The 19,121-nt window shown below is 59.6% G+C and carries 18 protein-coding genes; 12 read left to right on the top strand and 6 right to left on the bottom strand.

Annotated elements, in window-relative coordinates; genetic code table 11:
- Positions 1-38 precede the first annotated feature (38 nt).
- The 9 genes from QZL87_RS10170 (at position 39) to QZL87_RS10130 (ending at position 11,711) form a co-directional block, all read left to right on the top strand.
- Complete coding sequence (locus QZL87_RS10170; protein WP_295318891.1) at positions 39-1,751, top strand: site-specific integrase; 1,713 nt, start codon at positions 39-41, stop codon at positions 1,749-1,751.
- A 131-nt stretch (positions 1,752-1,882) separates the two neighbouring features.
- On the top strand, positions 1,883-2,719 hold the full coding sequence (locus QZL87_RS10165) for a GIY-YIG nuclease family protein (RefSeq protein WP_295318889.1): 837 nt from the start codon (positions 1,883-1,885) through the stop codon (positions 2,717-2,719).
- Positions 2,720-2,730: 11 nt separating this feature from the next.
- The gene (locus QZL87_RS10160; protein ID WP_295318887.1) at positions 2,731-3,093 is read left to right on the top strand and encodes a winged helix-turn-helix domain-containing protein; all 363 of its coding nucleotides are present in this window, start codon (positions 2,731-2,733) and stop codon (positions 3,091-3,093) included.
- A gap of 49 nt (positions 3,094-3,142) precedes the next feature.
- Positions 3,143-4,642, top strand: a complete 1,500-nt coding sequence (locus QZL87_RS10155; RefSeq protein WP_295318884.1) for a class I SAM-dependent DNA methyltransferase — start codon at positions 3,143-3,145, stop codon at positions 4,640-4,642.
- Between the two features lies 1 nt (position 4,643).
- Positions 4,644-5,870 (top strand): restriction endonuclease subunit S, encoded by a 1,227-nt coding sequence (locus QZL87_RS10150; RefSeq protein ID WP_295318881.1) that lies wholly within the window; start codon positions 4,644-4,646, stop codon positions 5,868-5,870.
- A complete protein-coding gene (locus QZL87_RS10145) occupies positions 5,867-8,911 on the top strand; it encodes an HsdR family type I site-specific deoxyribonuclease (RefSeq protein WP_295318880.1) in 3,045 nt (1,014 codons plus the stop codon). The genes QZL87_RS10150 and QZL87_RS10145 overlap by 4 nt, the downstream gene beginning before the upstream one ends.
- Entirely contained in the window at positions 8,911-9,648 is a 738-nt protein-coding gene (locus tag QZL87_RS10140; RefSeq protein ID WP_295318878.1) for a SprT family zinc-dependent metalloprotease, read from the top strand. The genes QZL87_RS10145 and QZL87_RS10140 overlap by 1 nt, the downstream gene beginning before the upstream one ends.
- Positions 9,648-10,919: a hypothetical protein gene (locus QZL87_RS10135; RefSeq protein ID WP_295318875.1), complete on the top strand. Its 1,272-nt coding sequence runs from the start codon at positions 9,648-9,650 to the stop codon at positions 10,917-10,919. The genes QZL87_RS10140 and QZL87_RS10135 overlap by 1 nt, the downstream gene beginning before the upstream one ends.
- Before the next feature lie 213 nt (positions 10,920-11,132).
- Positions 11,133-11,711: a recombinase family protein gene (locus QZL87_RS10130; RefSeq protein WP_295318873.1), complete on the top strand. Its 579-nt coding sequence runs from the start codon at positions 11,133-11,135 to the stop codon at positions 11,709-11,711.
- Here the strand turns inward: QZL87_RS10130 and QZL87_RS10125 are convergent.
- The 6 genes from QZL87_RS10125 to QZL87_RS10100 all read right to left on the bottom strand — a co-directional run bounded on the left by QZL87_RS10125 (position 11,673) and on the right by QZL87_RS10100 (position 16,732).
- Complete coding sequence (locus QZL87_RS10125; RefSeq protein WP_295318870.1) at positions 11,673-12,173, bottom strand: hypothetical protein; 501 nt, start codon at positions 12,171-12,173, stop codon at positions 11,673-11,675. The genes QZL87_RS10130 and QZL87_RS10125 overlap by 39 nt on opposite strands.
- Before the next feature lie 37 nt (positions 12,174-12,210).
- Positions 12,211-13,382, bottom strand: a protein-coding gene (locus tag QZL87_RS10120) for an IS3 family transposase (protein ID WP_295318867.1) whose coding sequence is annotated in 2 segments (ribosomal slippage) — positions 12,211-13,118 and positions 13,118-13,382 — 1,173 coding nt in all. Because the reading frame shifts where the segments join, the coding sequence is not laid out codon by codon here.
- Positions 13,333-14,400 carry a reverse transcriptase domain-containing protein gene (locus QZL87_RS10115; protein WP_295318864.1) on the bottom strand — a complete coding sequence of 356 codons (1,068 nt, stop codon included), beginning with the start codon at positions 14,398-14,400 and terminating at the stop codon, positions 13,333-13,335. Before QZL87_RS10115 ends, QZL87_RS10120 begins: the two co-directional genes overlap by 50 nt.
- 619 nt (positions 14,401-15,019) lie before the next feature.
- Positions 15,020-15,676 (bottom strand): SOS response-associated peptidase family protein, encoded by a 657-nt coding sequence (locus QZL87_RS10110; protein WP_295318861.1) that lies wholly within the window; start codon positions 15,674-15,676, stop codon positions 15,020-15,022.
- Positions 15,677-15,688: 12 nt separating this feature from the next.
- Positions 15,689-16,198, bottom strand: a complete 510-nt coding sequence (locus QZL87_RS10105) for a hypothetical protein (protein ID WP_295318859.1) — start codon at positions 16,196-16,198, stop codon at positions 15,689-15,691.
- A gap of 342 nt (positions 16,199-16,540) precedes the next feature.
- Positions 16,541-16,732, bottom strand: coding sequence for a DUF6771 family protein (locus QZL87_RS10100; protein WP_295318857.1), 192 nt, complete (start codon positions 16,730-16,732; stop codon positions 16,541-16,543).
- Positions 16,733-17,070: 338 nt separating this feature from the next.
- Here QZL87_RS10100 and QZL87_RS10095 point away from each other — a divergent pair, with 338 nt between their 5' ends.
- The 3 genes from QZL87_RS10095 (at position 17,071) to QZL87_RS10085 (ending at position 19,108) form a co-directional block, all read left to right on the top strand.
- Entirely contained in the window at positions 17,071-17,715 is a 645-nt protein-coding gene (locus QZL87_RS10095) for a PepSY-associated TM helix domain-containing protein (protein WP_295318854.1), read from the top strand.
- 64 nt (positions 17,716-17,779) lie between these two features.
- Entirely contained in the window at positions 17,780-18,256 is a 477-nt protein-coding gene (locus QZL87_RS10090; protein WP_295326840.1) for a DUF2271 domain-containing protein, read from the top strand.
- 18 nt (positions 18,257-18,274) lie between these two features.
- Positions 18,275-19,108 (top strand): DUF4198 domain-containing protein, encoded by an 834-nt coding sequence (locus QZL87_RS10085; RefSeq protein WP_295318851.1) that lies wholly within the window; start codon positions 18,275-18,277, stop codon positions 19,106-19,108.
- Positions 19,109-19,121 lie beyond the last annotated feature (13 nt).

Here is a 19,121-nt window from a genome sequence, read left to right as displayed (position 1 = left end):
GTTGGAAAACCAAAGGCTACGATAGTAGCTGCGCTACAATGTCTGCTACAAAATCGAAGTATGGGCAAGCGATGCAGCGGGTTGCAACACATCTTTATCGCCGTCACGGCCGCTACACATTCCGGCGCGCCATACCCAAGGATGTCCAGGCTGCTTGCGGCATGACGGAATATGTTCGGAGCCTTGGTGACGTGACTGACACACGTGCTCGTGCTCTCGCGACCGTTCATGCGGAGTTTTGCGATCGAATGATTCGTCAGGCGCGTGCAAGCACGGGGCGCGACACGGCTTCTCATGATGACATTTTCAGGACCGCGCACATTCCCGATCAGGAGGAGATCGAAAGGGCTGTCCGTGCCTGGATTGTGGAGTTTGAGGATAGGTCCTCCGCTGACCCACTAGTCGGCGGCATTGCGGTGAGAAACCGATCGCGCGAACTGGACGTTGCTGAGGGCGAGATCGTCCGTGTCATGTCTAGCGGGTCGGGCGAACCGCCTATCAGCACTCAATGGATTGCCGACGCGATCATACAGCGCAATGCATGGGCTATGCCTCGTAATGGACGGCTAGAGGCCTTCCTGATGGATCGTGTGGCACGCGGCCAACGCGAGCTGGTGTCACGAGAGCGGGCGGAGATCACGTGGTCATCAACCGTCGGGCCGACCCATCGCATTTTTGCTCCCGAGGAGTTCGCAAAGGACCGCGCGCGCCCGCAGCCGTCGAAGAACCCCCAGGCAAAGTTATCGCTTTCCGAGATAGTGGACAGGTGGGCTGCCGCGCGGAAACCGCGCTCAAAGACAGAGCGGAAGGCGAGGGTCGTAATTGCAGAATTTGATGCTCTGACTGGTGGTGCTCGAATTGGCGCGATTACGTCGGATCATGTCCAAGCATATAAAGAGAAGCTCGTTGCGTCGGGTCGCGCGGGGACGACGGGAAACAACCTTCTCAACCTACTACGCGCCGTTATCCGCTTCGCGAAAGAATGTAAGTTCATCAATGTCGATCCCTGTGAAGGGATTGCTATCAAGGCCGACAAGAAGAAGGCAAAGGCCCGGATCACATACGATCGAGACTGCCTGACAGCTCTATTTGGCACGTCGGTTTGGTCGTCAGGAAATCGGCCCGTTGGTGGACGCGGCGAGGCAGCTTATTGGCTGCCCCTATTGGCTCTCTACACAGGTGCGCGGCTTGAAGAGCTAGGCCAGCTACGTCTAATCGACATTACGTCAGAAGCCTATGTCGATGCCGACGACGCAGACGCCACGGCGACCGTGATTCGCATTGTCGAAGATGAAGCCGATGGCCTAAAACTTAAGAACGCCGGAAGTGTTCGGCGGGTGCCTGTGCATCCAGAGCTGGTCAGATTGGGGTTCCTGAACTACGTTGACCAGCTTCGGGCGACGGGAGCAAAACGAGTGTTCCCGCACCTGCGGCCCGACCGCGATGGCGTCCTAACAGCATCATGGTCGAAATGGTTTGGTCGGTGGCTGCGGAAGGAAGCTGAGATCACGGATCGTCGGATCACCTTCCATTCGTTTCGCCACAGCTTCAAACACTATGCCCGCCAACTGGGTCTAGCGCCGGACGTGCAGAACGAGATCACCGGCCATGAGACCGGCGATATCGCCGATACTTACGGCGGGCTATCATATCCACTTCTACCATTGGTTCAGGCGATCGAGCGTTATCGCGTTCCTGGCTTTGTTCTTCCGCCGCCTCCGCAGGCAATGCCAAACAGGCCCTACACATAGGCGTGCCGGTTTTCGGGAAAAGTGCAGCGGCGTTGCAACGGGTTGCATCAAGGGAAGCGGCGAGCAGGCGCGCGGTAAACTGGAAATTTAGGGCCTATCATGCAACCCGTTGCAATTCGACGGGGGATAAGATGCCGCTGACATTCAACATGCTACTTCGCGATGAGGGGATTGATCCGACGAACGTGCGGCTCCTGCGACATCAACAAGTCAGCAAGACCGGCCTTACGCCCTACGCGATATGGCGCGACGATCCGGCCGAGTTGGAGCGATACCAAAGCGCCCAGCCGTCCGATCGAAGGCATTATTTTAGGGGGAAATACTGGGCAGGCTTTGTGGTGCCTCCTGACGGTAGCACACTTTTCGTGGGGCTGTATGAGCTGTTTGGCTATGCCGATGTAGCGCCGGACTGGATCGACCCGCTTCACCGGCATACGTCCGCCCAGATTGGGCGCGAACTCGACATATACGAGTATTCGCGGTTGCCCAATTTTGACCGATACAGCGGCTGCCTAAAGATCGCATGGGGCGACGGGAAGCGGAGCTGGAACCAACGTGCCCACCAACAGGAAAAGTCTATCGTCGAACTGACCCAAGCCTTCAAAGAGCCGGAATTTCCGGGGTTCACGAGCTTCATCTGCAATCTTGGGGCTTTGCCGAATATACCCGCGTCGTGGATTGCTGCCCTTTCGGCCGTGCGCGGCGTATATTTGCTGACCTGCCCGCGAACTCGGGAGCAATATGTTGGGTCAGCCTATGGCGCGTCGGGTTTTTGGGCGCGCTGGCAGTCGTATCTTGCCACGGGTCACGGCGGCAACGAGGGACTTCGCAGCCGCGATCCATCGGACTATCAGATCAGCGTTCTCGAGGTCGCGGGTTCTGGCGCATCTGCGAACGATGTGATCGCGATGGAGAACATGTGGAAGGCCAAGCTCCAGAGCCGTGAGATGGGCCTCAATCGCAACTAGGGGGACTGCTTGTGAACAAATCCACTGCACACCGCCAGGAACATGTCGAAGACCCGATTTTGGAGGTTCTCGAACACGGTCGAACGATGACGACAATTGAGGTGACGAACGCTACCAAAGCAAAACTCGACCTTGATCCGGCCGACCTCGCGCGGGCGAACAAACGCCCGAATGAAGCGGTGATCGATCAGATTATTGCCAATGCGCTCCAGGAACGCCGAAACCTTTGCAAGAATGGATTGATACAACGCGTCGGGATCGGCGAGTTCCGGATTACGCAGAAGGGAAGGGCGCATTTAGCCGATCGCCGGGAAAAGCTCGCTCTTTTGGACAAGCTCTGGGATCAGATGGGAATTGGTGACGACTTGGACTAGAACGCCGCCCGCGCTTGTGTAGATAAGGCCCTCGCAATGAGAGGGAAAAATGCCAAAACTTACCCAGCAGGAACTCGAACGCCATCTTTGGGGGGCGGCGGACATCCTTCGCGGCACCGTCGATGCCGCAGATTACAAGCAATATATCTTCGGCCTGCTCTTTTATAAGCGCCTCTGTGACGTGTGGGACGAGGAGTTTGAAGCTCTGCTGGCCGAGACGGGTGACCGCAATGAAGCCGCTGATCCGGACGAGCATCGCTTCCACATCCCACAAGAGCATCGCTGGGAAGCGGTGCGGCAGCACGCGACGCAGATCGGTCAGCGGCTGAACAATGCACTGGCGGCCATCGAAGACGCCAACCTGCGCCTGCGAGGGGTGTTCGGCGATGTGGACTTCGCCAATCAGGATCGCTTTTCCGATGCTTTGCTGGAAAAGCTGCTCGCCCATTTCGAGAAGCACCGGCTGCGCAACGCCGATGTGCCCGCCGACATGCTCGGCGATGCCTACCTCTACCTAATCAAGATGTTCGCGGAGGGCGCGGGCAAGAAGGGCGGGGAGTTTTATACCCCGCGCCAGATCGTCCGTCTGATGGTCGAAATACTGGAACCGCGTCCCGGCATGTCGATCTATGACCCTACCTGCGGCTCTGGCGGTATGTTGCTGGAGGCGGTGCAATATTTGAAGGACCGGGGTGAGGATGCCCGCACCCTGTCGCTCTATGGGCAGGAAAAGAACTTCGCAACCTGGGGCATCGCCGAGATCAACCTGTTCCTGCATAATGTGGACGATGCCTTCATAGCCAAGGGCGACACGATCCTGTCGCCCAAGCGATATGATTCAAAGGCGCGCGAGTTCGTCGAGGGCATCGGAGCCTATGACCGGGTGCTGGCGAACCCACCATTCTCGGAAAAGGTATGGGGCTACGATGTCTGGCAGAACGGAGATCCGTTCGGTCGCGATACCTATGGCTGCCCGCCCAAGGGCTATGGCGATCTTGCCTTCGTCCAGCACATGCTCGCCAGCCTGAAAGATGACGGGATGCTGGCGGTGGTGGTGCCGCACGGCGTCCTGTTCCGTGGCGGGGCCGAGGGGCGGATCAGGGAGGCCATGCTGGCCGCAGACGTCATCGAGGCGGTCGTGGGCCTTGCCCCTAATCTGTTCTACGGAGCGGGCATCCCTGCCGCCCTGCTGGTCTGCCGCAAGAAGAAGCCTGCCGAGCGGCGCGGCAAGGTGCTGATCGTCAACGGCGATGCTACCTTCCAGCCGGGCAAGGCGCAGAACTTCTTGACCGACGATCACGTCCGCACGCTGGCCGAACCCGTCCACACCTTCGCCGATGTCGAAAAGCTGGCCCGCGTGGTGCCGGTGGACGAGATCGCCGCCAACGGCCACAACCTCAACATCAGCCGTTATGTGCAGACCGGCGCGGATGCCGAGGCCGTCGATGTCGCGGCGGAAGTCGCCAAGCTGCAAGAGCTGATCACCAAGCGCAATGAGGCAGAAGCCGTGATGTTCGGCCACCTCAAGAGGCTTGGCTATGTCGTGTGATGTGGCGGAAGTGGACCGGGATGTTGACGGGTTCCCCGATGCCTGGCGCTCGCTGCGTCTCGGTGACGTAGCGCGTTTGGGCGGTGGCACCACGCCAGCACGGGGCGAAGCCGAGTATTGGGATGGAGCATCGGTTCCGTGGGTGACGCCTTCGGACATCACGTCGCTACCAACCGGCGTCAGCACCATCGCCAGCACTGAAAGGATGGTGTCAGACAGGGCGTTGGCAGAGTGCTCATTGCCGTTGAACCCGCCCGGCACCGTGCTGATGACTTCGCGGGCGACGATTGGTTTCGCGGCCATCAACTCCGTCCCCATGACGACAAATCAGGGTTTCATCACCTTCACAACGGGTCGTGACCTTGACGCTGCGTTTCTGTTGCAGTGGCTGATCGCACAGCGACCCAACCTTGTCGCGGCGGCGGGTGGCAGCACGTTCAAAGAACTTAGTCGCGGCACGGCGAAGTTGCTGCCTATCGACCTCCCACCCCTCGACGAGCAGCGGCGGATCGCCGAGGTGTTGCAGTCGGTAGATGAGGCGATTACGACAGCGCAAGCCGCGCTTACGGCAAACGAATCCGTTCACAGGTTGCTGCTGGATGCTCTGTTCGGCATCTGCTTTTCAGCCAAGGACAGCGGTAAGGCGGCAACCATTGGGCAGGTTTGTGAGCGGGTGACCTACGGGTTCACCAATCCGATGCCGACGACTGATGAAGGGCCGTGGATGCTGACCGCCGCCAATGTGCGACACGGTTGGATTGACTACAACTCGGCCCGACACACTTCACCGGCAGCCTACTCCAACGACATATCTGACAAGAGCAGGCCACCTGTTGGCGCGGTGTTGGTGACAAAGGACGGCACACTGGGGCGGGTCGCTCGGGTGGACCGGGGCGACGTGTGCATCAACCAATCCGTCGCCGTTCTCATTCCGAGCGCAAAAGAGATCGACGGCAGCTTCCTGTCATACCTGCTTCAATGCCCGACTGGCCAAGAACGGATGCTTGCGGACAGTGGCGGCAGTTCGGTGAAGCACATCTACATCTCGAAGCTCGCGGAGTTGCCATTCGCGCTGCCACCAATGGATGTTCAGCAAGAACGGACAGTTCTCGCAAAGGAAAGCGAACATGCGGTTCGGGAGCAAGCCAGCGCAGTTGAGGCGCTATCAGTTCTCAAATCCGAACTCATGTCCGATCTTCTCTCCGGTCGCGTGCGGGTGCCTGCGTGAGCGAATACCGCCTCGCCGAGAAGCCCGCGCTCGATGCGCTGGTCGCGATGGGCTGGCAGGTGCTGTCCACGGCACAGGCGCTGGTGATGCGCGAGGAGGAGAACCGGGTCATTCTGAAGCCTGTGCTGATTGAGGCCCTGCGCACTCTCAACAGCATCGGCGCGGAAGATGCTGAGGCGATCTATAGCGACCTGTCCACCCTGTCCGACAACGAGGAGTGGCAGCGCAAGCTGCGCGGAGGCTATTCTCGCCGACTGTCCGGTGAGAACCGTGACCGCCCCATTACACTGATCGACTTCAAAAACCCCAGCCGTAACGTCTTCCATGTGACCAACCAGTTTCGCGTCGCCGCGCAGCGCCCGCGTATCCCGGACGTGGTGCTGTTCGTGAATGGCATCCCGCTGGTGGTGATCGAGGCCAAATCCCCCTTGAAGGCTACGGCAAAGGCCGAGGAAGCCTTTGAGCAGATCAAGCAGTATGAGCGGGACATCCCCCGGCTGTTCTACCCGAACGCCTTCAACCTCGTCACTGATGGCATGGCGACGCTCTACGGCGCGACGGGCGCGCCCTCACAGTTCTATGCCCCTTGGCCCGATGCTTGGCCGCGCCATCGTGATGACTTCCCCGACGATCTCGCCAAAGACCTTTGGTGCCTATGTGAGCCGTCGCGCCTGCTCGACCTGCTGGCCCACTTCATCGTGTTCGAGATCGACCCGGAAACGGGGCGAAAGATCAAGAAGGTCTGCCGCTATCAGCAATTCCGCGCGGTCAACAAGGCCGTGCAACGGGTTGCAACGGGCGCGCACCGCAAGGGCCTGATCTGGCACACGCAGGGTTCGGGCAAGAGCCTGACCATGGTGTTCCTCGCCCTGAAGTTGAAAACGCACCTGACGCTCGACGCGCCGACGCTTGCTAACCCCAACATCCTTGTCCTCACCGACCGGATCGACCTCGACGACCAGATCAGCAAAACCTTCGTCGCCTGCGGCCTGCCCAACCCCACTCAATGCGGATCGGTCGCGGCGCTGCGCGAAGCGGTAAACCGGGGCGGCAACGGGCAAATACTGCTGTCCACCATCTTCAAGTTCGCCGGATCGAAAGACCCGATCCCGAATAGCACCAACTGGATCGTGTTGGTGGATGAGTGCCACCGCACCCAGGAAAAGGACTTGGGCGCGTTCCTGCAAGCGACCTTGCCGGATGCCCATTTCTATGGCTTTACCGGCACCCCGATCAAATCGACGGACAAGGACACCTATGCCCGGTTCAGCATCGCCGGGGAAGGATACCTCGACAAATACGGCATCGACGACGCCGTGCGCGATGGTGCGACCGTGCCGATCCTCTATGAAGGCCGTAAAGCCGACTGGGCGATCAATGAGGCCGAGATCGACATCCTTTTCGACCGCTGGTTCGTGGACCTGCCTGACGACAAGCGCGAGGAACTGAAGCGCAAGGGCCTGACCCTCGCCACCATCGCCAAGCACCCGGAACGCATCCGCCTGATCGCCATGGACATCTGGGAGCATTTCAAGGCCGTCTGCCAGCCGGATGGCTTCAAGGCGCAGATTGTCGCGGTGGATCGGGAAGCCGTGATCCTCTACCGCGCTGTGCTCTCTACCGTCATCGCCGCCGATCTGGTGCGCGGCGGCATGGATGCCCAGGAGGCACAGGCCAAGGCTGACGCCATGATCGCGTGCGTCTATTCCAAGAGCCAAGAAGACAACAAGCCAAGCGAGAACCCGGACGTCTCCGCATTGCGCGCGGGGCTGGAGGCACATTACCTCGACGATGTCGCTGAGAAGGACATCAAGAAGCGGTTCAAGGCGTTCGGGCAAGACCCGCAGTTCTTGATCGTCTGCGACAAGCTGCTGACCGGCTTCGACGCTCCGCTGGAGCATGTCATGTATCTCGACAAGCCGTTGAAGGAGCACAACCTGCTCCAAGCCATCGCCCGGACCAATCGCACCTGCACGATCAAGCTGCCTAACGGCGGAGAGATCGAGAAGCCCAACGGGCGGATTGTCGATTATATCGGGGTGACCAATCATCTCGACGAGGCGCTGCAATCCTATCGCGCCGAGGATGTCGAAAACGCGATGCGTGACATCGCCATCCTGCGTAACGACCTCAAGGAAGCCCATGCCCGCTACCGCACCCATAAACGCGCCATGGGACTTGACGGGCTGGACGAGAAAGCCGCCGCCTATGCGGCCGCCAAGCTGGCAGCCGGGGGGCAGGAGGATGACTGGTTCGACCTCCAGCGGTTCGCCCGGATTTTCATCAAGGTCTATGCTGACCTCTCGCCTGATCCCGCAATCCTGGACTTCACCGCTGAGGTGAAATGGGCATCCGCCTTCCTGCGGTTGGCGACACAGGCCATCGCCAAGGACGAGAGCCTCGACCATCGGAGCTATTCCGCCAAGATCAGGGAGATGCTTGAAACGCATGTCCATGTGACGGGCCTCTCCACGACCATCCGCTTGCGCAACATCACCGATCCAGTGTTCGCCGACGACTTTGCCATTGAGGGCAAGGACGAACTGGAACTGCAAGAAGCGTTCGTTCGCAAATCAGCCGAGCTTCGCCGCGTCACCCGCGAGTTGGTGGACAAGAACCCGGCGCAATATGGCCGCTTCTCCGAGCGGGTGCTGGAGATCATCCGCCGCTTCGAGGAAAGGCAGGTCGCCGCAGCCGATGGCTTGCGTGAGTTTGAGGGGCTGACCGGAGATATCGAAGCCGAACAGGGTGCGCACGCCGAACTTGGGATGGACGAGAACGCCTTTTCGATCCTGCGTATCATTGAGGCGATCGTGCCCGATGCCGATCATGGCACCTTGCAGGAGGCAGCCATCGCCATCGGTGCGATCTATTCCGATGCCGCTACTACACAGCCCGCCTTCGCTCACATGGAAGCCTATCTCCGGTCGCTGCGGCAGCAGGTGCGGCGCATCCTGACCGATCACGGTATCGGCGAGACAAAGACTATACGCGAGAAGGTCGAGGAGTTTGCCGTCCATGCCTATGGGAGCGGAGCCTGATGCCGACGCTCCAGATTGGCCGGAAAGAAATAGCCTATGAGCTTCGCCGGTCGGCGACAGCGTCGGAGCGCCGCATCACAGTGACGCCGGGCCATGTCGAGGTGTTGGCGCTCACAAGCGACAACGAGGACGATGTAGCGGGCTTCCTTGACCGTAAACGAGAATGGCTCTTTAACACCGTGCGCGACATGGAACGCATCGTGGGGAACCGTCATTCGGTGCCGCGTTTCATCACCGGATCGAAGATACCTTTTCGCGGCCGCAATTTGTCGCTGACCGTCCGACGAACCGATGCGGAGCGAGTCATTATTACCTATCGCAACGGTTTTACCGTCGACTTGCCTTTCTGGGTTGATGGAAATGCGGATCGCCTCGTCGCAACAGAGCTGAAACTTTGGCTGAAGCAACGGGCCCGCATCGACGTGGCGGGGATCCTGTCTGATTATAAGCAACGCATTGGCTTCATTCCCCGCTCCATTCGCGTCGCGAGCCTAAGCGGGGGATGGGGCGCAATCGGGCCTGAAGGCAATATTCTGATTAATTGGGAGCTGATCCTCGCTCCGAAGCGCGTGCTTGAATATGTAGTAATCCATGAGCTTGCGCATTTGAGATACCGATCTCACGGACGAGCTTTTTGGGCGCTCGTAGGCAAAATAATGCCCGATTACGCTGAAGCGAAGCGATGGCTTGAGGTGAATCAGAGTAAGATAAGTGCTAGTTTTCTTGAGGTGAACTGATGAAGATTGAAGATGCGAAAGATCGCCTTCGTGAGATTTACATCGGCTACGGATTTGAAGAGCGACCGATGGCCAAGGGAGAGCTTTGCTTCTTTGATAAGCGGCGAGACTATCCGGTCCTAGCAATAAGTGCCGATGAGATTAAGGAATTTGCCGAGGTCGCTGACGATCTTGCCGCCATCGAAATCGGCCCGGTCGAGACTTGCGTCTTAGGTCCCAGTTTACGCGAGCAATGGTTAGAACCTTTGGACGCTTACCGAGGACCGATTTTCGGCTTCGCAGAGCGCGAACGGACCATCCGCTTTGGGGATGGCCAAGCCGGAAACCCGTTTATCGAAATCGGTGCGCCGAGCGCCCTGTTTCGGAATTTTTATCGCGACAAAGGTCAGCAGTTTCCGTTCTTCCAAGAACGCCTAATGCGCCGCATCGGCATTGCGAGGAGTGGCTCGACTGACATGTTTCGAGGGATGCTCACTGTTCGGGTGTGCAATCTCACAGAAAACTGGGATGCGGCATCTCTCGAAAGAAGCCAAGAGATGATCGAAAGTTGCCTTTTTGATCTAACATACCTCAAGAATATGGCTTTAAGTTTGAGATCTAGCTGGCCGATGACGATGGCCGAGCGTCGTCGGGAACGTCAGTTGCGCTTCGATCGATTAGTATCAGGAGACGAGTTTCCATTAAAAAATGTCGTCTATGATGGAGCTGTAACGAAGTTTTACCAGAGAGCTGTATCATCTGATGACGCATACACGTCGTTCATTTCATTTTATCACATATTAGAATACTATTTCGTTTCTGTATCCGACAACAGGTTGTATAATCGACTGGAACGGATCGTAAATGACCCGGCTTTTTCAGCACGTCAAAAACAGCTCGACAGAATTATTGCATCGGTGGATGAGCATGGTCGTGAAAGTGACGAGACCGAAATGCTAAAGGGCGTTTTGCTGGAGTTTGTAGACGAGGGTGATCTTTTGCGGTTTATTGAGAAGTATGAGGATCGGCCTGCGTCCAAAATATATACGGAAAAAACTACCTGTTTTGGATATGAGATCGATAAAATGAACCTCAAAGCGGGCCATATTTTTGGCCCGATCGCCAAGCGAATAAAGACCATCCGCAACGCACTCGTCCATTCTTCTGATCGCTATGAACGCAAGGAGCGATATGTGCCGGGCGAAGAGGCGTCCCGCGTGTTGATGCGGGAACTCCCACTTCTTCGGTTTCTTGCAGAGAAGGTAATCATTGCAACGGCAAGGATCGGTTGAACCAAGGCGTAATTGAGCGGCGGGCTTAAGTCGGAAATGGGAATTTATCGCCGGCATTATTGCACTAGCGGTGCGCGTGTTTGTCCGCGCCCCACATCTTGTAACTTATGGGGCATGGCAAATTTCCAAGTTCACCTGCCCCAAAAGATAAAGATTGCACTTTTGGGTAATGCCCATAAAGGCAGGGTATCTTTTGGGTGGGCGAGGAAATGAATGAGCCGCATCGCATATTTTCGGGTGTCTACAGGCGGGCAGAGCATTGAAGCGCAGCGCCGGGCGTTGGCCGGTCCATTTGACCGTGAGTTTTCTGACGAAGGCGTCAGTGGTTCGACCTTGGCAGCTTCGAGGCCGGGCTTCTCCAAGCTTCTCTCATACGTGCGCGATGGCGACACGATCTGCGTCTACGCGCTTGACAGGCTGGGCCGTGATGCACTCGATGTCCAATCCACGGTGCGCCACCTAATCGAACAGGGAGTTGTGCTCGATGTCGTTGGGCTTGGTCCGATCGGCAAGGGGGTTGGTGAACTGATCGTGGCGGTCCTCGCGCAAATCGCCGACATGGAGCGGCAACGGATCAAGGAGCGATGCGATGCGGGCCGATCAGCGGCTCGCGACGCTCTCGCAAAGACGGGAAAGACCCATAGAGGGAAGGCCAGCTTGGGTCGCCCTCGCGCCGTAGACCCGGAACGCGTCCGTGCATGGCGGACGGCGAATAATGCAAGTATCAAGGAAACGATGATGCACTTTAATATTTCAAAGAACACCGTTTCGCGCTGCTGCGCTACGACCTGAATTTTCTCCAATTGTTGGATGATGCGGCTGCGATCGCGCGCTCGCAATCATCCAGTGCAAATTCTGTTGGACCTGATCCCAGCCCGACCACCAGCCCCAGGCATTGCCCTTTTCTCGAATGTGAGTGGCAACCTCGTCCAGCTCGCAGAGGCTCGCGTGCATGATGTTCGTGCCGATTTTGATGCACCAATTATCCACCTTTGCCCTCGCGATGTAAGCGCGCGGGGCAACACCATCGACGAGCCGGTAATTTACACCAAGGAACTCGAACTCATCGGTAACGTCGCGGCAGATTGTGTCGCGAAGATTGAAGGGGCCAGCGCCGTGGGCCGCGAAGGCTCCACGGACAAGGTCGGCGATCTCTTCTGCGCGATGTCGAGGCACAAGCATCCCGACATTGTCCGACCAGACGAATACCGGACATTCCTCGAAGACAGCGGCGCTGCGAAGGATGTCCGCCATCACTGACCGGCCCCCACCGAGTGGTCCGGGTGGATTGTTAGTGCATTGACGCCTCCCTCGCCGGTGTTGGCCGTAGGTGGAGCGAAGCGGAACCGGAGGGCAACACTGGCGAGGGAACGGCCTCCGGGGCCGGTGGCCGATATCCCAGCGAGCTGTGCGGCCGGACGGTGTTGTAATGTCGCCGCCAGGCCTCGATCAGGATCCGGGCCTCGGCGAGCGAGTAGAAGATTTCGCCGTTGAGCAGTTCATCGCGCAGCGATCCGTTGAAGCTTTCGCAATAGCCATTCTCCCAGGGCGATCCGGGCGTGATGTAGAGCGTCTTCACACCGACCTTCGCCAGCCATTCCTGCACTGCCGTGGCAATAAACTCCGGCCCATTGTCAGACCTGATATGCGCTGGTGGCCCGCGCGTGACGAACAGTTCGGCCAGCGCCGCCAGCACGTCGTCGCTCTTGAGTTTACGCGCCACGGGCAACGCCATGCACTCCCGGCTCGCCTCGTCGATGATCGACAGGATACGATATTTGCGACCATCGTGGGTGCGGCCCTCGACGAAGTCGTAGGACCAGACATGGCCGGGATACTCGGGCCGAAGCCGGATGCACGATCCGTCATTCAGCCAGAGCCGCCCGCGTTTCGGTTGTCTTTGCGGCACCTTCAGCCCCTCGCGTCGCCAGATGCGCTCGACTCGCTTGCGGTTCACATGCCACCCCGCATCGCGCAGCAACGCCGTCACCCGGCGATAACCATAACGACCATATTGCCGCGCCAGCGCAATGATATCCTCGGTAAGAGCCGCTTCGTCATCTGCCCCGCGGGGCGCCTTGCGCTGTGTCGATCGGTGCTGCCCGAGTACGCGGCAGAGCCGCCGCTCGGACACCGGAATCATCGTTCTGATGTGGTCGATACAGCGCCTTCGGCGCGCGGGGCTCAGAAGTTTCCCCGGGCAGCTTCCTGCAATATCAGCTTGTCCAAAGTGAGGTCGGATATCGCACGCCGAAGCCGAAGATTCTCCTTCTCCAGGTCCTTCATCCGACGCGCCTGGTCGGTTTTCAGGCCGCCATATTCCTTGCGCCACCGATAATAGGTCTGCTCGCTGACCGCGATCCGGCGACACGCTTCAGCCGTCGTGGCGCCCTGCGCCAGCACAACCTCCGCTTCACGCAGCTTCCCGATAATCTCTTCCGGGCGATGCTTCTTGCTCGGCATTCATAATCTCCTTCGTAATCCAAAATATCATCAATTTTGGACCACTCAGAAGGGGACAGATCAGAGGCACAAGCATCCCGACATTGTCCGACCAGACGAATACCGGACATTCCTCGAAGACAGCGGCGCTGCGAAGGATGTCCGCCATCACCTGCTCGGCGATAAGGCAGGAGAGCGCCGAGCCTTGTGGGATGCCCCACTGGCCCCCCTCTCTGATTGCTTCATGCGTGGCATGAACGGTGGCCATTTCTCCGGTAGGAACAATTGTCATTCGGCCCAAATGAACCTGACGCATTGTCACCGCTGGATCGAGGCCCAGGCATCTCTCCAGCCAGCCATGCGAGATCGACCCGAAGAAGTTTTCGACGTCGAAGTGCAGGAACTGGCAAGCCGCGCCTCGTTTGGCGAGTGCCGCGAGGAGAGCTTCGCGAACCGCCGCTGGTCCACGTCGGCTTCGGTCACGCGCGAGCATGAACTGGCCTTGATGGAGGTTCGCAAAGGGAGTGAGAGCAGAACGGAGCACGAGTTGTCGTGCTCGATCCACCCAATGAAAGGATGTGACCGGCCGCTTTCCTCGGCCGTTGTCCTTGTCGATCAGAAATTGTTGTGCTTGCGCGGACCGCGTCAGTTTCCCGACCTGCGGCAGCTTCTCGAATACGGATTGCACCCGCTTGCGGCGCACCATTTCGCGCTTACGATCCGACATATGCTGCTGCGTCGGCCAGCGCCTTCGCGCCGCCGTGAATAAGGCGTCAAGGTGGACGGTCGTCTTCGCGAGGTGGCTGTTGCGTGCGCGCCGAGCGTGCTTGAAATGGCCAGCATCGTGGAGGCGTTGGATTGTTGCCGCCGATGCCCTAGCTGACTGACGGCACCACTGACGTAGGGCGCGCTCTGCCGGTCCACAGAGGTAGGTCGGCGCGGCGCGCGAATGGGAAATCGATTGAAGGAGACCTTCCGCATCGAATTCACCATCAACAGCGACAACTTCTCGGCAATGGGGGCAGGCAGGCGAAATCAAGATTGGCTCCTCGAAATGGATAGGAGCCAGTCCCAATAGACAGAAAATCTCGGCCGTCACCAGCTTTCGGTTGCAACGGGTTGCAAAATGGCTCGTCGAGCTGCCACCTACACATGTAACCCGCTGTATTGACGTTACTATTTTGGCTCCCTATGCCTGTCCTCGCCGGGAAAATTTTCCGTAATGGGATCGGTGTAGGGCATATGACGGAACAGGATAGGTTTCTTCGCTCGCTTCGGCAGCTGCGAATTATGACAACGTGCTTGACGGTGCTTGTTGCAATTCACTTCGTCCAGACTTTCGCCGGGAGCGGATCGTGTCCTTGACGCCGGGGGCGGGCGGTGGCGACATTGGGATCGGCGATCGACTATGCTTCCTGCGGTATAGCTGTCCTGTGCCTTCCGAATTGTTGCACCCCGGACAGATGGTTGTGGTGTTGGCGGTCTTTCCAGATGGCGTGTATGCTGTGGTAAGGATCGACGACTGGGGGCGACCGTTGTCTAGCCTTGGCGAGACCGTTTTCGGCGAGGAGGTGGTTAAGGTTCCATTGCCTCCTATCCCGTTAAACCGCCTTCCGCCGCCCTTCGGGTCTTGTCGGTGAGCCGAGACGGTGGGCGACCTAGATGCCCAGATTGGCCTGCTCTGACGGTGCGGTTGCGCGTCGAGCAAGCCATGGTTCGTCTGTTCGTCGAACTGACAGACGGTTTGCGGGATACTTGGCGACGAGTGCCATCGCCTCTTCCGCCGGGGCATGCAGCCAAGTGTCATGATCCTCGGGTTGAAGTATCACCGGCATCCTGTCGTGAATGTCCCAAAGCTCCTCGGTCGCATCGACCATGACGCCCGTGTAGCAGTCGCCCCATTCGTCGGTCGGGCGCCATAGGCCCGCCCAAGCTGCGAGAGGCTGGTCAGCCACGCCGATCCATGTCCGCGTCATCTTTCCTTTCTCGCCCTCCGCCTCGGCGAAAGACGTGAACGGGATGAGGCACCGATGGGTCGGATTGGTGAACCAAGGGCGCCAGAAGGTCAGGAGCTTGTCGTCGCGGGCGTTGTTGACCGGCTTCGGCTTGCTCGTCGGCTTCATGTGCTTGAGCCGGACAGGAAAGCCCCACGTCATCGACTGAACGACGCGCGTGCCCTCGTGACTGCGGACCACGAACCCTTGTCCGCCCGGATAGACATCGCCGGGGCTGGCGTTCGTCGCGGTAGGGCGGCGAGCTTTGAAATAGGATGCAACCTCATCGACCGTGGAGTTTAACGTCACCAAGTTGCACATAGGCGGTTCCCGTCAGGCCGCGCCGAGCAGCTCGTCAAAGTTTTGCTGGATCGGCGGCGTGATCTTGAAGCTACCTTTGGGGAACGGCCGGAGAATGTCCAGCGGCGGACGCGTTCCCATAAGCCAGTTGAAAAGGTCGTCCGGCGGCACCACAGCGACATGCCGGTCCTTATGGGCCGCAAGGTCGTCGTAAGCGGGGACCGTCAGGGCCGCGAAGCTGTCGGGCCAATCCTTGCCGCCGGGGCGCCACGTCGCCGCAATGCACATGAACGGCTCTTCCATGAGGCTCGCGGAATAAACCGTGTGGCCCCGCTTCACCAATCCGAACTTATTCGCGAGGACGAGACACGGCCGGTCGATAATGGCAGTCTCCGATTTTAGGAGCGGGATTTGGAAGATGTCAGGATCGCGCGAGGGGAGGCCCCAATGGAGTTCCTTCTCGCGCTCCTGCTGCCCGTCCCAAATCATCACGCGATGGGTTTTGCCAATGCCGATAAGAGCGTCGTCGTTCTCAATGTCCATCGGGCACTCTCCTATGCGCGGAAGCGACTTAGCGCCCGCTTCCATTCTCGCTCGTCCGGCATGGGGAGCCGGATGTCATCGGGACCGGGTTTGACCAAATCGAGCCGGATCGGCCGCACCCGCCTTCCTGTCCGCGCTTTGCACCGCGAACACCAAAACTTCTCGCGCGCTTTCCAGAGACTATCGTCCCACATCTTGCACTGGAAGCGCCACCAAATCCCATAGGGGTCGAATGTCGCGCTATGGCCGCATTGGCACACCGGTTTGACCGCCTGATACCACGCTGCGGCTTCAAAGAGATGCGTTGCGCGCCGCTCTCCACCTTTCGTCCACCCACCCACGTCACAGCGACAACCCTAGCTGGTCTCCGGTAGAATGTTTCGACGTCTGCTCGGCGTCTTCAAGGATCGCGCGAGCGAGTTCATGAGCTGCGGCAACCCGAAGGTGATTAACGGGAGCGGTAATGCCGACACGCGCCCATCCGGGCGCGGCAAGGATCGTTTCAGCGACTCGGGAGAGGTCTTTGTGTTTCATGTGGGAATGAGAACATAACGGGAACATATCCGCAAGAGGCTGGGAGGTCGCGCCCCATTTTTGCTACAAAATGTGATCCAAAATCTCTTAGGGCTATGCTACTTATGTTACTGATAATAGGCTATTTGTTTGCATATGGAGAGTTTCCCTCCGTCTCCGCCACCTAATTTCCATCGACCGAAAACGAACCTGCCTGGCCCTGCCTCGATCGCGCGTCCGGCCGCCCTTCGCGTTCGGACTGCGCGCGGTTGCTCGTCTGAATTTTATTGTAATTGAGAATCGTTCGCGATAATGCCGCTCGCATCGATCCCGTCCGAAGCCTTTCCCTGACCCCTGCGATGCACGCACCCACATCCTCGCGCCCGGCGACCAAGAAGAGCCGGAAAGCCTTTTGGCTGAAGCAGCTGCACATGTGGCACTGGATGAGCTCGGCGGTCAGCCTGATCGGCCTGCTGCTGTTCGCGGTCACCGGCTTCACGCTCAACCACGCCGCCGACATCGAAGGATCGCCGGTCGTCACCGAAGGCGCGGCGACGATGCCGCCCGCGATGCTCGCGCGTCTTAAAGCCGCCGTCCCGGCCGCCGAAAAGGCGCCGCTGCCGCCCGCCGTCGCCGCCTGGGTCGAGGACAGTTTTCCCATCAAAGCATCGGAAGAGGCCGAATGGTCGGCCGACGAAGTCTATTTGCCCGCGCCGCGGCCGGGCGGCGACGCATGGGTCGCGATCGACCTTGCGACGGGCGAGGCGACCAGCGAGATCACCAGCCGCGGCTGGATCTCCTACCTCAACGATCTCCACAAGGGCCGCAATTCGGGTGGCGAGTGGAGCCTGTTCATCGACGTTTTCGCTTTCGCCTGCCTCGTCTTCGCGATCACCGGCCTCTTTCTGCTCCAGCTGCATTCGGCGAAGCGCCGGAGCACCTGGCCGCTCGTCGGGCTCGGCCTCGCGATCCCCGCCGCGATCGCGATCATCTTCATCCATTAGGGAGACAGCCATGCAACGTTCGACTTCAACAGCCCTTCTCGGCGGCACGATCGGCCTTGGTGCCATGCTGACGGCGCCCGCATTCGCCGCCGCGCCGGGCACGATGGACGTCACGGTCAATATCCCGCGGCTGAAGGTCGCCGAATATCACAAGCCCTATGTCGCGATCTGGGTCGAGAAGGAGGGCGCGAAGGCGAATACCGTCGCGGTCTGGTACGACCATGACATGAAAGCGAACGAGGGCACCAAGTGGCTTCGCGACGTACGCCAGTGGTGGCGCGCCGCGGGCCGCGCGATGACCTTCCCCGCGAACGGCATCACCGGTGCGACGCGCGCGCCCGGCGCGCACAGGATTTCCTTCACGCGCGCGCAATTGGGCGCGACCGCGCCCGGTCAATATACGCTGGTGATCGAGGCGGCGCGCGAGGTCGGCGGCCGCGAACTGCTGCGCATTCCCTTCACCTGGCCGGCGAAGGCCGGGGCGGGCGGGCGCGCCGCAGGGACGACTGAATTGGGGGCCGTTTCGGTTTCCTTCCGCTAAGCAGGAAAGGACAGCGATATGAAGAAGCATATTTGGGGTTTCGCGGCGACCGCCGCACTGGCGGCCGCGGTGGCCGTTCCGGCGTCGGCGCACCGCCAGTGGATGCTGCCGTCGGCGACCGTGCTGTCGGGCGACGATGTGTGGGTCACCGTCGACGCCGCGATCTCGAACGACCTTTTCTATTTCGAGCATCATCCGATGCGCCTCGACGCGATGAAGGCTTGGGCGCCCGACGGCAGCGAAGCGGCGGTCGAGAACAAAGCGACGGGACGCTATCGCAGCACCTTCGACGTCCATCTGACGCAGAAGGGGACGTGGCGCATCGCGTCGCTGTCCGACGGCGTGATGGGCAGCTATGAGCTCAATGGCAAGACCGAGCGCCTGCCACGCGGCACGACGACGGCGAATCTCGCCGAGCGCATTCCCGCGGGCGCGACGAATGTGCGAACCGCCGAATCGAACAACCGCAACGAGATTTTCGTCACCGTTGGCGAACCGACGACGACCCTGTTCCAGCCGACGGGCAAGGGGATCGAGCTGGTTCCGGTCACCCATCCGAACGATCTGATCGCGGGCGAGGCCGCGACCTTCCAGTTCCTGTTCGACGGCAAACCCGCTGCCGGCCTGCCGGTCACGGTGATCCCCGGCGGCATTCGTTATCGCGACCAGCTCGGCCAGATGGACCTCACGACCGGCGCCGACGGCAAGGTCGAAGTCAACTGGACGGGCCCCGGCCTCTATTGGTTGAACGTCACGACGCCGCGCGCGGCGCGTGAGGCGGGCGCCGCGACGCCGGCGGCGCCGCAGCGCCGCGCGAGCTATGTCACGACGCTCGAGGTGCTCGCGCCCTGACCGACCGCATATT

It is taken from the genome of uncultured Sphingopyxis sp., assembly GCF_900078365.1.
GTDB lineage: Bacteria > Pseudomonadota > Alphaproteobacteria > Sphingomonadales > Sphingomonadaceae > Sphingopyxis.
The sequence above is the reverse complement of the archived record's forward strand: the minus strand, read 5'-3'. Positions and strand labels throughout refer to the sequence as shown.

What these genes read in the sequence shown, in the direction of transcription:
- QZL87_RS10130 (WP_295318873.1), top strand. Translation starts at nt 11,133, where the DNA reads ATGAGCCGCATCGCATATTTTCGGGTGTCTACAGGCGGGCAGAGCATT.
- QZL87_RS10165 (WP_295318889.1), top strand. Translation starts at nt 1,883, where the DNA reads ATGCCGCTGACATTCAACATGCTACTTCGCGATGAGGGGATTGATCCG.
- QZL87_RS10105 (WP_295318859.1), bottom strand. Translation starts at nt 16,198, where the DNA reads ATGGACATTGAGAACGACGACGCTCTTATCGGCATTGGCAAAACCCAT.
- QZL87_RS10170 (WP_295318891.1), top strand. Translation starts at nt 39, where the DNA reads ATGTCTGCTACAAAATCGAAGTATGGGCAAGCGATGCAGCGGGTTGCA.
- QZL87_RS10110 (WP_295318861.1), bottom strand. Translation starts at nt 15,676, where the DNA reads ATGTGCAACTTGGTGACGTTAAACTCCACGGTCGATGAGGTTGCATCC.
- QZL87_RS10135 (WP_295318875.1), top strand. Translation starts at nt 9,648, where the DNA reads ATGAAGATTGAAGATGCGAAAGATCGCCTTCGTGAGATTTACATCGGC.
- QZL87_RS10140 (WP_295318878.1), top strand. Translation starts at nt 8,911, where the DNA reads ATGCCGACGCTCCAGATTGGCCGGAAAGAAATAGCCTATGAGCTTCGC.
- QZL87_RS10095 (WP_295318854.1), top strand. Translation starts at nt 17,071, where the DNA reads ATGCACGCACCCACATCCTCGCGCCCGGCGACCAAGAAGAGCCGGAAA.
- QZL87_RS10085 (WP_295318851.1), top strand. Translation starts at nt 18,275, where the DNA reads ATGAAGAAGCATATTTGGGGTTTCGCGGCGACCGCCGCACTGGCGGCC.
- QZL87_RS10125 (WP_295318870.1), bottom strand. Translation starts at nt 12,173, where the DNA reads ATGGCGGACATCCTTCGCAGCGCCGCTGTCTTCGAGGAATGTCCGGTA.
- QZL87_RS10090 (WP_295326840.1), top strand. Translation starts at nt 17,780, where the DNA reads ATGCTGACGGCGCCCGCATTCGCCGCCGCGCCGGGCACGATGGACGTC.
- QZL87_RS10100 (WP_295318857.1), bottom strand. Translation starts at nt 16,732, where the DNA reads ATGAAACACAAAGACCTCTCCCGAGTCGCTGAAACGATCCTTGCCGCG.
- QZL87_RS10155 (WP_295318884.1), top strand. Translation starts at nt 3,143, where the DNA reads ATGCCAAAACTTACCCAGCAGGAACTCGAACGCCATCTTTGGGGGGCG.